The following is a 14,212-nucleotide window of genomic DNA, read 5'->3' on the forward strand; positions in this document are numbered from 1 at the left end:
GGTCAATCGTTGACGGGGAACCCGCGCGCGGTGGCATCGCCCCCTTCCCCGAGGCGCTCCGCCGTGCGTGAGTAGGCGGCGTGCGCACGCCGATCGACCGCCACCTGCCGCCCGACCATGACGCCTTCGTCTCCGCCAAGCCCCCCACGGGCCGCGTCATCGTCATCGCCCCCACGCGCGCGGCGTGCGAGACGATCGAGCTCGCGCTCGGACTGAGCCTCGAAACCTGGCTCGAGAAGCACCACGGGCCCCGGGTGCGCGAGCTGGCGCGCTCCGGAGAGGGCTTTGGCATCGTGGCCGGGACCGGCACCGGAAAGACGCTCGCCATCCGGCTCATCGCGGAGGAGATCGTCGGCCAGGGAGGCTCGGCCCCGCTCCGCGTTGGCGTGGTGAACCGCGAGCGCGAGGCCACCCCCGAGACGCCCTCCTGGAACGTCATCATCGTGACGACCGGCATCGCGCGGCGCTGGTTCCAGAGCGGCGACATCCTTGCGCACGACACGCTCGTCATCGACGAAATCCACCAGACGTCCGCGGAGCTCGAGCTCTGCCTCGCGCTCGGCAAGCGCGTGGGCTGCCGCTTCATCTGGCTCTCCGCCACCGTCGACCCGGCGCTCTACGCGCGCTACCTCGGCAGCGCCGACGTGCTCCAGGTGCAAGCGTTCGATCCGAAGAAGGTGGCCACCGTCGTGGTCGAGAACAGGCCTCCCCTCGCCTTCCTGGACGAGGCGTTCCTGCGCACCGTGGAGAAGGAGCAACGCGGAGTGGGCGTCTTCCTCCCCACGCGGGCGGCCGTCGAGCAGGCGGCCCTGTACGTCCGCCACCGCTGGCCCGGCATCCACACGGCGCACTACCACGGCGGCGAGCCCATCCGCGCCATCCGTCCCTTCCTCGAGGGAACGGCGCCCCGGCCCTACCTGCTCGCCATGACGGCCGCGGGACAGAGCGCCCTCAACGTGCCGGGGCTCGACACCATCGTCATCGACGACACGCGCTTCGCCAATCTCGTCGAGCGCGGACGCAACGTGCTCACGCGCCTCCACCTCGGCAACAACGAGCTGCTCCAGATGGCCGGACGCGTGCACGGCCGCGTGGAGGGCGGGCGCATCTTCATCCTCAGCAACCGCGACATCGACTTCTTCGCGCTCCGCCCGACCGGGCCCGAGTTCCAGCTCGCCGGAGACCCGGAGCGCGTGGCGCTCACCGCCGCCGCGCTCGGGGTGCGGGCCGACACGTTGGATCTCCCCGTGCCGCTCGACCGCGCCGCCTACCAGCGCGTGCTCCAACGGCTGCGGGAGCGCAACATCATCGACGCGCAGGGACGGCTCTCGTCCTACGGCCGCGCGGTCGAGGCGCTCCCGGTGGAGCGCGCCTGGGCGGAGCTGATCGTCAACGCCGAGGACGCGCTGCTCCCCTACCTGGCCGTGTGCAGCGCCATCGAGTCGCTCCACCGCATGACGCGCGAGGAGCGCGACCTGGAGGGAGTGCTCGCCCCCGGGAGCGATCACCTCACCGCCTACAACCTCTACGCCGACGCGTACCGCGAGGCGGGATACATCGGAGAGGTGTACGGGCTCCCGCGCCACCTGTTCCACGCGGAGCAGCTGGAGCGCTGGGCCGAGCGGCGCGGCGTGCTGGTGAAAGCGCTCGAGGACGCGGCGCTGGTGATGGCGGGCGTCTACCGGAGCCTGCGCCTCGACCTGCCCGAGCAGCTCCCCCTCGTCGAGGCGCCCGTGTACCGCCGCTTCGCCGACCTGCTCGCGTGCTTCATGCCCTTCGATCTGACCCTCGACGAGCGGACGGCCTCGGGCGAGCAGGCCCGCGTCTCGAAGACGAGCGTGTGCGGAAGCTGGGGCGCGGTGGCGGGGCCGCTCCGCTACTTCGCCGACCGCCATGGCAATCCGCATGCGGCCATCGAGGGCACGCACCTCCCGCTCGACGTGCTGAAGAAGTACGCGCGCCGCACCGAGGCCGGGATCGCCTACGACACGCGGTACATGTCGCTCGTGCGCGAGTGGCACGTGGAGTACGCCGGCTTCGAGCTGGAGAGCGAGGCCGAGGTGCTCCCCGCCTGGGGGCCGGACCAGGCCGGCCGGGCCCGGCACGCGCTCGCGGAGGCACTGGCACGCGGCGAGGCGGAGCACCCGGCGGTGCGCCACAACCAACCCGCCATCGACGAGGTGCGCGAGCTGTGGCGCCGCTCGGGTGGACGCACGGCGAAGCTCGGGGTGCCCGAGCTCACCGCCCTCTACGAGGCCCGGCTCGAGGGCGTCACCTCGATGGAGGAGTTCCTCGCGCGCCCGCTGGCGCTCGACCTGGACGCGCTGGTGCCGCCCGGGACCCGTGAGCAGCTCCTGTCCCTGCCAGACGCGGTGTTCATCCGCGACCGCGAGGTGCCGCTGGCCTACGAAGTGGAGGAGGACGAGACGGAAGAGCCCTTCGGGGTGGTCCGGCTCGATCTCCCGGAGAAGCTCGCACGTACGCTCGTGGAGGAGGAGCTTCCGTTGCTCGACCGGCCCATGCGCTTCGTCGTGGGCCGGGGCCGGCGCGGCGCCTTGCGTGCCGACTCGCTGCTCGACCTGCAGGAGCTGCTCGACATGCCGTGGATGCCCGACGAGCTCGAGGAGGCACGAGGCAGGGGGCCCCGGCGCCCGAAGCGCTGAGCCCCAGGCTCAGGGGCTGGCGACTCCCCACGCGGGCTCCGCCCCTCGCGACAACTCGTCCCGCAGCGCCCGCGCCTCCTGCAGATCGAGGCACTCCCCGCCCGGCTCGAACCCGGCACAGGCCCGCTCCAGCATCCTCCGCGCCGCCTCCGCCTGTCCCCTATCCCTCAGCAAGCGGCACAGGCTCACCGTTGCACGCAACTCGAGCAGGCCCGCCCCCTGCGCACGAGCCACCGCGACGGCGCGGACGAAGCAGGAGCCCGCCTCCTCGTCCCTTCCCGCCCGCCTCAGGCACTCGCCCCGGAGCAGGTGCAGCCAGGCCTCGCTGCTGACTTCCCCCGTCTCCACGCTCTCGGCCAGTGCTTCATCAATCGCCGCCAACGCCTCCTGGACCTGCCCCAACGCCAACCGGGTCTGTGCGATCACGCTCAAGCAGGAGGGAATCCCGTTATGAATGCCCCGCCCGCGCCAGACCTCGAGGACCTCCTGCGCGAGTGCGAGGCCTTCCCGCGACCGCCCCAGCCCGGCCAGGGCCCCTCCCCGGACGAGCGTCGCCCACGTGCTCCACATCACGAATCTGCGCTCGCTCGCGAACGAGAGGGCCCGGTCCACCAGCGACAATGCTCCCAGAGCCTCCCGGCGAAGCAGGCGAGCCACGGCCACATAGACCTGCGTGGAGCCCAGCGAGGAGGGATGACCGACGCGGCCAGCCAGCTCCAGCGCCTCCCGGGCACGGCGTCGCGACTCCTCCATCCGTCCCAGGACGGCCTGGACGATGGCGCTCTCGGCCAGCGCCATCGTCCAGGGATCGGTCCCATAGCGGATGGCCAGCGCCCGGTGCTCCTCGAGAGAAGGCTCCGGGCGGCCCAGGACACGCGCCAGAGCCCGCGCGGCCTCCCACGGCCGTCCCCAGGAGAAGAGGATGACCGCGCTCATCACGTCGCCCAGGCTCCAGAGCTCCAACTGGCCGTGGCGCCTGCCCAGGTCCACGAGCCGCTCCGCCAGCTCCTTCGCCCGGTGGTACTCGGACCGTCCCCGGTAATAGGCGAAGAGACCCCAGAAGGACAGGTCGAGCCGCGGCAACACCTCGCCTACCCGGGAGAGGAGCTCCCAGACCCGGGCGAACATCCGCTCCGTTTCGGGCGCATCGTAGCCATGCACCTGCAACATCGCGAGGCCCAGGTCCATGCGGATCTCCAGCTCCCGCTGGAGGCGCCGCGAGTCGTCCGTCAGGACGGGCAACAGCTCCAGCGCCCGGGTCAGATGACCCAGCGCCTCGAGGCTGTCGTGACGCTCGCGGGCGAGCCGTCCGGCCCTCGCCCAGTAGCCGATGGCGCGCACGTGCTCTCCCGCCTCGGTGAGATGGTGCGCGAGCACCTCCGGCCGCTCCTCCACCAGCCTGGGAAAGTGCGTCTCCAATGCCGGCACGAGGCGCCGGTGGTAGCGCCGCCGCGTGCTCCGGGACAGGGACCGGTACGCGGCCTTCTGGAAGAGCGCGTGCCGGAACAGGTACTCCGGCCCGGGCACGTCTTCCCGCTCCCGTTCGATCAAGAGCCCCGCCTCCATCAGCCCGGCGATGTCACGCAGCACGGTGGTCTCATCACGCTCCGACAGGACGGCCAGCAGCCTGCCACAGAAGACCCGCCCCACCACCGCGCCCAGCTGGGCCAGGGTCTTCTGGCGCGAGGGCAGCAGATCCAACCGGGCCAGCAGCAACTCGTGCAGGGTGAGCGGGATGGACGCCGTCGTCCCTCCCTCCAGGACCATGCGCGTCATCTCCTCGATGAAGAGCGGGATGCCATCCGTCTTCTCCACCAGTGTCTGGAGCGTCCGCTCCGGCAGCTCGCGCTCCCGGGCCACCTGTCGCACCAGGGCCGCGGCGCGCCCGGCCGGCAACCGCTCCATCATCAACCGGTGCACCCCCTCGTGCCAGTCCGGCTGGAACTCCGGGCGGGCACTCAGGACGACGAGGAAGCTCGCCTTCCCAACGCATTCCAGGAGGAAGCCCAGGAACTCGAGCAGGGAGGAGTCGGCCCAGTGCAGATCCTCGATGACCAGCAGCCGCGGCGGGTCCTCACAAGGACAGTGCATGAGCATATGGACCAGGGACTGGAAGGTCCTCTCCTTGCGCCGCTCGGGCGTGAGCTGGAGCACCGGTGAGCCCTCGGGAACGGGCAGGCCCAGCAACAGGCCCAGCAGCTCCCGGTCCTCCCGGGACAGGCCCAGCGCCCCCAACCGCGCCTCCAGCTTCTCCATGCGCAGCGCGGGAGGATCCTCCTGGCGGATGCCCACCACCACCTGAAGCAGCTCGAGGATCGGGTGCAGGGCGTGGGTGCTGTACCGGGACCAACACTGCACCCGGATCAGGGTGGACGACTCCGCCACCCGCTCGCACAGCGCCTCGATGAGCCGGGACTTGCCGATGCCCGCTTCACCGCTCACCAGGACGAAGGCCCCCCGTCCCCGCCGCGCGTGCTCCCACCACCCCAGGAGCCGCTCCAACTCGCGCTCCCGCCCCACCAACGGGGAGAGCCGTCCGGCCACGTGCGTCCGCTCGAACCGGGAGGCCACCTCCCGCTCGCCCCGCACGCGGTGCGTCTCCAGGCTCACGAGTCCCGACAGTCCCTCGAAGACGTGGGTGCCGAGCGGCTCGGCCTGGAAGGCGCCCCGTACGAGCTTCCACGTCGTGTCGCTGACGACCACCTCTCCCGGCCCGGCCCGCCGCGCGAGCCACGCGGCCACCTTGGGGGCCTCGCCCTGGAGCCGCGGGCCCACCCCCATCCATTCCGTGTGGATGCCACCCCGCACGAACAGGCCGGAGAGGGGCAGGTGCGGCAGCCGGCGCTGAAGCGTGTCCCGCAGCTCCCGCGTGAGCTGGAGCCCCGTGCGCACCGCGCGCTCCGAGTCATCCTCCCGGCCCAGGGTCCAACCGAAGCACGCGAGCACCTCGCCGCCCATGGACAGGGCCACGGTGCCCCGGTTGCGCTCGATGAGCTCCAGGCACGCCTCGTGGAAGGCCTGCTCCAGCTCGCCCATGTCCTCGGCATCGAGCGGCCCTCCGCTCTCGGCGAGCCCCCCGAGCTGGCAGGACACCAGCGTCACCTGACGCCGCTGGGGCTCGGCCGAGCTTCCCCGCGGCTCGCGCACTTCCTGCCGCAGCTCCAGCGCCGAGGAGAAACGCCGGGCCGGGTCCTTCGCCAGCGCGGTGGCCAGCAGCACCGCCACCCGCCGCGGCACCTCCGGGTGGCGCACGCGGACCGAGGGCGCTGGCTCCGGGGACGTCACCCGCTCGCGCAGCTCCGCCAACGTGGCCCCCTGGAAGGGCGGCTCGCCCGTGAGCAGCTCGTACAGCACCACGCCGGCCGCCCAGATGTCCGTGCGCGCGTCCTGCGGCTCCCCGCGCCACTGCTCCGGCGCCATGTAGGCCGGAGTGCCTCCCGCCAGCTGGAGCTCGGAGCCAACCGGCTCCACGGCCAGGTGCGACAGGCCGAAGTCCAGCAGCTTCACCGTCCCTTCGCGGGTGAGGAAGACGTTGCCGGGCTTGAGATCGCGGTGGACGATGCCCCGCTCGTGCGCATGCGCCAGGCCCGCGGCGATGGCCTCGAGAATCTCCAGCGCCCGCCAGAGCCCGGGGCGCTCGCGCCGCAGCAGCCCGGCGAGCGACTCGCCCTCCAGGCACTCCATCACCAGGAAGGGCACCCGGGCCTGGCCGGGCGCGGGGCTCCACTCCGCCACGTCGAAGATGCGGACGATGTTCTCGTGGTCCAGCCGGGCCACCGCCCGCGCCTCGGCGAGCGCCAGCTCCTCGAAGCCCGGGCGGGGCAGCAGGAACTTGAGCGCCACCTCACGCCGCAGCGTCGCGTCCCTCGCGCGGAACACCTGCCCCATTCCGCCCCGGCCCATCGGCTCGAGGATCTCGAAACGCCGGCCCTCCAGGCCCCCGAGCCACTGTCCGGGAACGGGCAGCCGGGAGGCAGGCTCGACCTGGAGCACCTCCCTCAGGAAGGAGTCACCGGACTCGGAGGCGGGCCCGGAGGCCCCAGGAGCCTGGGGCGCACCGGTGACCGGCCACGCCTCCCTGTCCTCCCATGGAGCATCCTTGCTCATCGCTCCCTCCCGGGTCTCGTCCATGCGCCCTCTTGGAGAACGAATGGCGTGCCCCGGGAAGTGAGGCCCCTCCTTTGTCAGGAGGGCGAAGCTGGAGACAGACGCTCGGACTCGCAATGACCTCCGGGCCAGGGTGTACGGCATCGGGCGACAGGCCAGCGAGCGGGCGGACAGGGGTTCCACCCCAGGCCCGTGGCACCCGTCCCTCTCCCGGATTGTCCGGACGCAGAGGATCGTTGCTTCGCGCACACGGCCCCTTATCCTCCGCCGCCATCATGCCTGCTGCCTTCGACCCCAGCGCCGCCGCCCCCCCCGACTCCGGCATCTTCGGCCTCCCCCACTCCCCCGAGGAGGCCCACGTCGTCCTCATCCCCGTCCCCTTCGAGGCCACCACCAGCTACGGCGGTGGCACCTCCGACGGCCCCTCCGCCGTCCTCGAGGCCAGCCGCCAGGTCGACCTCTTCGACGTCGAGACCGGCCGCCCCTATGAGCGCGGCATCGCCCTCCTCCCCGAGCCCGCCGAGTGGCGCGCCTGGAACACCCGCGCCAAGGAGCGCGCCGTCCCCATCATCGAGGCCGGCGGCGTGGACCCCTCCAACCCCGAGCTCCAGGCCGCCTCCACCGAGGTCAACACCCTCTGCGAGCAGCTCCACGACGCCGTCTACCGCACCGCCAAGCAGTGGCTCGCCCAGGGCAAGCGCGTCGGCGCCGTCGGGGGAGAGCACTCCATCTCCTTCGGCATCATCCGCGCCCACGCCGAGAAGTACCCCGGCCTCGGCGTCCTCCACCTCGACGCCCACGCCGATCTGCGCGACGCCTACGAGGGCTTCACCTGGTCCCACGCCTCCATCATGCACAACGTCATGGAGCGCATCCCCGGGGTGAAGTCGCTCGTCCAGGTCGCCATCCGCGACATGAGCGAGGACGAGCACCGCTACATCGCCTCGTCCAACGGCCGCGTCCGCGCCTTCTTCGACTCCGACATCAACCACAAGCGCTTCGACGGCATCCCCTGGAACCGCCAGGTCGATGCCATGCTCGAGGGCCTCCCCCAGCACGTCTACCTGTCCTTCGACATCGACGGGCTCGATCCCACCCTCTGCCCCCACACCGGCACGCCCGTCCCCGGCGGACTCTCCTTCCCCGAGGCCGTCGCCCTCATCTCCGGGGTCGTCCGCTCCGGCCGCACCATCGTCGGCTTCGACCTCACCGAGGTCGCGCCGGATCCCGAGGGCGGTGAGTGGGATGGCAACGTGGGCGCGCGCCTGCTCTACAAGATGATCGGCTGGATGCTGAAGTCCGAGCAGCGCAAGTAGGGGCCACCGGGGGAACCCGTGGCTCGCGATACCCTCACCCCGTCCCTCTCCCGAAGGGAGAGGGGTGGATCCGTGCTTGGGGCCGTGAGGATCAACTCCTCGGCAGCATCACGCTCAGCGTGGTGCCCTGCCCCTTCTTCGACTCCACCGACAGCCCGCCGCCATGCAGCCGCGCCAGCTCCGAGGCGATGTAGAGCCCCAGCCCCGCTCCCGCTCCGAACGGCTCGAACAGGTGCCCCAGCTCCTCGTCCGAGATGCCCGGGCCCGCGTCCTTCACCCGGATCGTCACCAGCGACGGCGAGGCCTCCAGCTCCACCCGCACCAGGCCCCCGTGCCGCACCGCATGGCCCAGCAGCCCGTCCAACACCCGGCGCAGCCGCTCCGGATCGAACCGCGTCTCCACCGGCGCCGCCGGCTGCCGCAGCTCCCAGCTCACCTCGGGGTGCCGCTGCTTCCACGTCTCCAGCTTCTGACGCACCAGCACGCTCACGTCCGCCACCACCGGCACCACCACCACGGTGCGCGCCGCCAGGTACGCCGCCTCCCGGAAATCCCTCGTCAGCGCCTCCAGCGTCTTCAGCTGCGCCCCGAGCGTCTCCAGCGCTCCGCTCTCCGCCTTCCCCTCCCCCCGCAGCTGCTCCACCTGCGCCCGCGCCGTCTCCAGCGGCCCCTCGAAGCCCCTCGCCACCCAGTCCCCCAGCGCCTCCATCGCCGACGCCCCCTCCAGCGGCTTTGGCCGGGGTGCCTCCTCCAACGCCTTGCGGATCAACGTCTCGAAGTCCGTGATCTCGAAGGGCTTGTGCAGGAAGGCGTGCGCTTCGGGCGCACCATGTGGGAGAACCGCGCTCAACAGGATGATGGGAACGCGGCCGAGGACCTCGTCGCTCTTGAGCTTGCGACACAGGTCCACGCCACTCAGGCGAGGCATCATGTGGTCCGTGACCACCAGATTCGGACGGCGCGCCCGCGCGAGGTTCCACGCCTCCTCGCCATCGCGTGCCTGGATCACATCGTGCCCCAGGTCCTCGACGACCTGGCTCAGCACCTCGAGCACCGCGGGCTCATCGTCCGCCACAAGGACGAGACTCATGTGCTCATTCCATTCAACCCCGGACCTGTACGCCAGTCCGGGGGCCGGGAATGCCCGCCCTGCTGCGGAGTTCCCGACAGTCAGGGCGTCATGGAGCCGACATTGCCATGCCTCAGAGGGAGGACTTGACGTGAAGAACCAAGTGAGCCGGTGGGGACTGCTGCTCGCCGTATTGCTGACTTTCACCAGCGGCACCAGCGCCCGCGCCGACGCGGCCCGGCGCCGCAATGAGATCGTCGAGGTGGTGCAGAAGGTCTCCCCCGCCGTCGTCTTCATCGGCACCGAGAGCGAGGAGGAGTCCCCCTTCCGCGGGCGCCGCTCGCCCCTGGAGGAGTTCTTCGGCGTTCCCCAGCAGCGCCAGCGCCAGCAGGGCCTGGGCAGCGGCGTCATCGTGGACCCCAACGGCATCATCATCACCAACGACCACGTCATCCGCGGCGCCTCCGCCATCCACGTGGTGCTGGCCGACGGGCGCGAGCTGGAGGCCGAGGTCATCGGCAGCGACGCCAACAACGACCTGGCCGTGCTCAAGGTGAGCTCCAAGCAGCCGCTGCCCGCGGCGAAGCTGGGCACCACCTCGGACCTGATGATCGGCGAAACGGTCATCGCCATCGGCAGCCCCCTGGGGCTGAGCAAGACGGTGACGGCGGGCGTGGTGAGCGCCACGGGCCGCTCCCTCAAGGCGGATGGGAAGACCTACAACGACTTCATCCAGACGGATGCGGCGATCAACCCGGGCAACTCGGGCGGGCCGCTGCTCAACGTGGACGGGGATGTCATCGGCATCAACACCGCCATCATCGCCAGCGCCCAGGGCATCGGCTTCGCCATCCCCGCGGACAAGGTGCGCCGGATCATGGACGAGCTCACCCGCTTCGGGAAGGTGCGCCCGTCCTGGGTGGGCATCGAGGTGCAGCCGCTGTCGCCCCGGCTCGCCCGGCAGCTCGGGTGGGACCGGACCTATGGCGTCGTCGTCAGCGACGTGGAGCCGGGCAGCCCCGCCGAGCAGGCGGGCGTGCGCCGGGGTGACGTGCTCGCCGAGATGGGCGGCTCGCGCATCTCCGATGCCGAGGACTACATCAGCCGGGCCCGGGGCTACCCCGCCCGCGCCGCCTTCCCGCTCGTCCTCTTCCGCGAGGGCGGCCAGCGCACCCTCCAGGTGACGCCCGCCGAGTTCCCGCCCCAGCTCGTGGAGGCCCTCGGGTGGAACCGGCTGGGACTGAGGGTAAAGCCCACGCGCGGCGCCATGGCCATCCAGGCGGTGCGCCCCGGCTCGGCGGCGGACGAGATCGGCCTGGATCAGGGAGACGTCATCCTGCGCATCAACAACCAGCCGGTGGCCGAGCCCACCGCCTTCCAGGAGGCCCTGCTGTCCGCCCGGGGCACCCGGAGCGTCCTGCTGCTCGTGCAGCGCGGCCGCTACCGCTACAACATCACCCTGCCCTTCTAGGGAAAGGGGGCCCCTGGAGAGGGCCCTAGCGGTTCCCCGGCCCGGGCCTGCTAGCATGGGGGCCTGCATGAGTCAGGTTCGCTATCACCCGCTCGGGCCGCTGCTGGCCGGCGAGGGCTCCCGGGCATTCCTCGGGCTGGCGCTCGAGGAAGGTGTCCCGCCCCGTCCGGTGGTGCTCGTCTGGGCGCCTCCCGACGTCACCCGGGATTCCGAGCTGTCCGCCCACTTGCAGCGCGAGACACAGCGCGCCGCCGTCCTGGAGCACCCCAACATCCTGCGCGTCCACGGGCTGGTGCCCCTGGAGGCCGGGCTCGCCCGCATCACCGAGTTCGCCGATGGCGAGTCGCTGCGCCGGGTGTTGGAGGTGCGTCCGCGCATCCCCCCCGCCTTCGCCGCGCTGATCGTCTCGGACGTGGCCATGGGCGTGCACTACGCGCACCTGGCCGGCAACGATGACGGCACGCCGCTCGTCCACGGAGATCTGCGCCCGGAGACCGTCATGGTCTCCTTCAATGGCGTGTGCAAGGTGACGGGCTACGGGGCCCTCAATGTCGCCCCGCGCGAGCGCAACGGCCGGCGCGTGCGCAACCGCCGCAACTACAGCGCCCCCGAGCAGCTCATGGGCGGCCGCGAGGCCGTCACCGCCCGCACCGACGTGTTCCTCCTGGGCCTGCTGCTGCACGAGTGCCTCTCGGGGCGCATGCCCTTCCAGGACGCGCAGGACTCGGATCAGGCCGTCATCACCCGGCAGCTGCCGCCCCTGCCCTCGGACGTTCCGCGAGGCCTCGCCGAGGTGGTGCGCATCGCCACCGCCAAGCGCGGCAACGAGCGCTACGCCACCCCCCTCGAGTTCCGCGAGGCCGTGGTGGCCGCCGTCGAGGGGCTGCCCTCCGCGGAGACGTTCTCCGAGTTCCTCGCCCAGCTCTTCCCACCGGACCGGGACGCGCGCGCCACCCGGCGGCAGATGCTGGAGATCGGCCTGGCGGACGTGGCCCGCCGCGCCTCGCTCACGGGGATGCCGGCCGTGGCCCCCACGCGCCCCTCCGGCAACACCGCCACCGTCGCGCCCTCGCGCCCCATCACGGGCAGCATCCCCCCCGTCGTCCTCGACGAGGCGACGCAGAACGCGGACGCCGAGTTCCACGACGTCCCCTTCGAGCAGGACGACGAAGTCGCCCTGGACTCGGTGATGGAGCTCACCGGCCGCCACTCCCGCCCCGGCGTGGCCCGCCCGCTGCCTCCGCGCGAGGAGCCCCGCGCACCGGAGCTCCAGGAGGAGCCCCGCACGCCGCCCCTCGCCGAGCCGCCCCGCCCGCTTCCTCCGGACGAGCCCGAGGCGCCCCGTCCACCCGCCGCCCGCCGGACGCCCCCCGCGCCCCCGGCCGAGGACGACGCGCCCGTGCCCAGGAAGCGGCGCTCGCGCCTGCCGCTCCTCGCCGGGGCGCTGGCCACCATCGCGGCCGCCGCCGGTGGCTTCTTCTTCTGGCAGCAGCAACAGCAGGCTGGAGCGCAACCCGCGGCCGCGCAGGTGGCCTCCGCCGCCCGGCCCAAGCCCAAGCCGTCCTCCGCCGTGGCCCCGGCTCCGGCGAAGCCCGTGGAGCCCACCCCGGCCGCCGCGCAGCCCGCGCTGGAGGATGGGGGAACGGCCGTGGCCACCTCACAGCCCGCGCTGGAGGGAGATGGGGGGACGGCCGTGGCCCTCGCGGCGGGGCCGTCTCCGTCCACGCCGGGAGGCGCCGTGGTGCCCGCCTCGGGGACACTGCCCGCCACCCCGCCCGCGTCCGCGAGCCCCGAGACGCCCGCCGCCCAGGCGCCCGTGGTGAATACGAAGCTCCAGCTCCTCGTGATGCCACCGGTGGAGGTGTCGCTGGAGGGCAAGCGGCTCGGCAAGACGCCGCTGCTGGTACCGCTGGCACCCGGGGCCTATACGCTGGAGCTGAGCAACAAGACCAAGGGCGTGCGCACCACCCGCGCCATCACCGTCCAGCCCCAGGGCACGACGAAGCAGCGCATCCTCCTGGGCAGGGGCACCGTGCTGGTGCGCGCCCCGGCCGGCTCGCGCATCTTCCTCAATGGACGCAAGGCGGGCCCGAAGCTGACCCTCTTCGAGGGGGAGCATCAGCTCGTCGTCACCACCGGCAAGGCCCGTTGGGAGAAGACCTTCCGGCTCGAGCCCCGCCAGCGCGTGACATTCGACGTGGCACACGAGACACCGTGACGTGAAACCTGGAGGGGAAAACATGCAGGGAAGAATCGCAATGCTGTGCCTGGCCTCGCTGCTGACGGTGACGTCCGCCCGGGCCCAGGAGGCCCAGACGTCCGCGGCGGAGGCCCAGCCGGCACCCCGGCTCAACCGCGTGCAGGGCGTGGGCGACATCGACGCGCGCGCGATGCTCAACGCGGACATCGTGCTGGCCTTCGTCAACCTGGGCGTGGGCGCCGACGTGGGCGTGCTGCCACTGGGCCCCGGCGTGCTGGCCCTCGGCGGTGAGTTCGAGATCGGTGGCTGTGTCTCCGCCTGCCTCCTGCTCAACACGCTCACCGGCTATAGCTGGAGCAGCATGTTCTACTCGCCGCACGTCCGCGCCTCCTACCACCTGCTGCCGAGCAACTCGCCCGGCCTGGAGAAGGTGGACCTCTACGGACTGGCGCTCGCGGGCGCCACCCTCACCACCACGCGCGTGGCCGGCACCGTCTCCGGCGGCTCCGGCTCCAGCACCGACTTCGAGTACGTGGGCAGCGACGTGGGCCCCTCGGTGGGCCTGGGCCTGGGTGCCAAGTACTTCTTCAGCGACAACCTCTTCTTCGGCGCCGAGGGCCGCCTGCGCTACTCGGCCGGCCAGTACACGTACACCGCCCGCGCCGGCAACGTGACCATCTCCGACTCGCAGTCCACCTGGAGCCTGAGCGGCTTCAACGTGCAGCTGTTCGCCGGCCTGCGCCTCTGAGCCGCCCCGGACTCCGGCCGGCTCACGCGCTCTGGCGGTGAGCCGGCTCCATGGACACACCCGAGGAGCCGGCTCGCATGAGACGTCGCCCTTTCTTGCTACACCTGCTCTTGTTGTCGGGCCTCGCCTTCTGCGCTGCGTGCGCGACGTCTCGAGCGCGGCTCCCGACGGACCCGGAGCAGCAACACGCACGAGCCCTGGCAGGCATTGAGGAACACCTCCAGCAGGAGCAGGAAGCAGCGGGTGGATTCACCAGGCCCGAGCCCCTGCCGGTGCTCATCAGCCCGCTGCCGGAGGCCCGCTTCGGCTCTCCTTTCCCACCTCGCCGCCCCACCCGGGAATGGAAGAGCTGGGCGTAGAGGAGATACGCCCCCTTCTCGCCGCCTTCCGGTCCTTCCAGCCTCCGGCCCATCCTCGACTGCGGCTGCTGGGGGAGTCCCCGGCAGCGGCGGGAATGACCCAGGCGCGAGCATCCCCATGGGGGCTGCGGCTGCGCGGGGAGTTCCTCTCCCTTGAGGAAGAACAAGCCCCAGCAGAGCGCTGGCAAGGTCGAGGTCTACGACCGGAGACCCACCAAGGGGGTCAATTTCCGCAAGCCAGATGCCTCGTCAATCCGGCCCGATGGCGTACGACACAAT

Annotated in this window: 7 protein-coding genes; 5 read left to right on the forward strand and 2 right to left on the reverse strand. The window is 71.8% G+C overall.

What is annotated here, in order from left to right; genetic code table 11:
• Positions 1-80 precede the first annotated feature (80 nt).
• Positions 81-2,663, forward strand: a complete 2,583-nt coding sequence (locus AC16DP_RS50585; RefSeq protein WP_329734378.1) for a DEAD/DEAH box helicase — start codon at positions 81-83, stop codon at positions 2,661-2,663.
• Between the two features lie 9 nt (positions 2,664-2,672).
• Here AC16DP_RS50585 and AC16DP_RS50590 read toward each other — a convergent pair whose 3' ends face one another.
• Complete coding sequence (locus AC16DP_RS50590) at positions 2,673-6,794, reverse strand: protein kinase domain-containing protein (protein WP_329734377.1); 4,122 nt, start codon at positions 6,792-6,794, stop codon at positions 2,673-2,675.
• Between the two features lie 251 nt (positions 6,795-7,045).
• Here AC16DP_RS50590 and AC16DP_RS50595 point away from each other — a divergent pair, with 251 nt between their 5' ends.
• The gene (locus tag AC16DP_RS50595) at positions 7,046-8,086 is read left to right on the forward strand and encodes an agmatinase family protein (RefSeq protein WP_329734376.1); all 1,041 of its coding nucleotides are present in this window, start codon (positions 7,046-7,048) and stop codon (positions 8,084-8,086) included.
• 91 nt (positions 8,087-8,177) lie between these two features.
• Here the strand turns inward: AC16DP_RS50595 and AC16DP_RS50600 are convergent, their stop codons facing one another.
• Positions 8,178-9,176 (reverse strand): ATP-binding response regulator, encoded by a 999-nt coding sequence (locus AC16DP_RS50600; protein ID WP_329734375.1) that lies wholly within the window; start codon positions 9,174-9,176, stop codon positions 8,178-8,180.
• A gap of 130 nt (positions 9,177-9,306) precedes the next feature.
• Between AC16DP_RS50600 and AC16DP_RS50605 the strand changes: the two genes are divergently transcribed.
• The 3 genes from AC16DP_RS50605 (at position 9,307) to AC16DP_RS50615 (ending at position 13,574) form a co-directional block, all read left to right on the forward strand.
• Positions 9,307-10,626 (forward strand): trypsin-like peptidase domain-containing protein, encoded by a 1,320-nt coding sequence (locus tag AC16DP_RS50605; protein WP_329734374.1) that lies wholly within the window; start codon positions 9,307-9,309, stop codon positions 10,624-10,626.
• Between the two features lie 67 nt (positions 10,627-10,693).
• Entirely contained in the window at positions 10,694-12,844 is a 2,151-nt protein-coding gene (locus AC16DP_RS50610) for a serine/threonine protein kinase (protein WP_329734373.1), read from the forward strand.
• A gap of 22 nt (positions 12,845-12,866) precedes the next feature.
• The gene (locus AC16DP_RS50615; RefSeq protein WP_329734372.1) at positions 12,867-13,574 is read left to right on the forward strand and encodes a hypothetical protein; all 708 of its coding nucleotides are present in this window, start codon (positions 12,867-12,869) and stop codon (positions 13,572-13,574) included.
• Positions 13,575-14,212 lie beyond the last annotated feature (638 nt).

Source organism: Archangium sp., from assembly GCF_057119385.1.

What these genes read in the sequence shown, in the direction of transcription:
- AC16DP_RS50590 (WP_329734377.1), bottom strand. Translation starts at nt 6,794, where the DNA reads ATGGACGAGACCCGGGAGGGAGCGATGAGCAAGGATGCTCCATGGGAG.
- AC16DP_RS50595 (WP_329734376.1), top strand. Translation starts at nt 7,046, where the DNA reads ATGCCTGCTGCCTTCGACCCCAGCGCCGCCGCCCCCCCCGACTCCGGC.
- AC16DP_RS50600 (WP_329734375.1), bottom strand. Translation starts at nt 9,176, where the DNA reads ATGAGTCTCGTCCTTGTGGCGGACGATGAGCCCGCGGTGCTCGAGGTG.
- AC16DP_RS50610 (WP_329734373.1), top strand. Translation starts at nt 10,694, where the DNA reads ATGAGTCAGGTTCGCTATCACCCGCTCGGGCCGCTGCTGGCCGGCGAG.
- AC16DP_RS50615 (WP_329734372.1), top strand. Translation starts at nt 12,867, where the DNA reads ATGCAGGGAAGAATCGCAATGCTGTGCCTGGCCTCGCTGCTGACGGTG.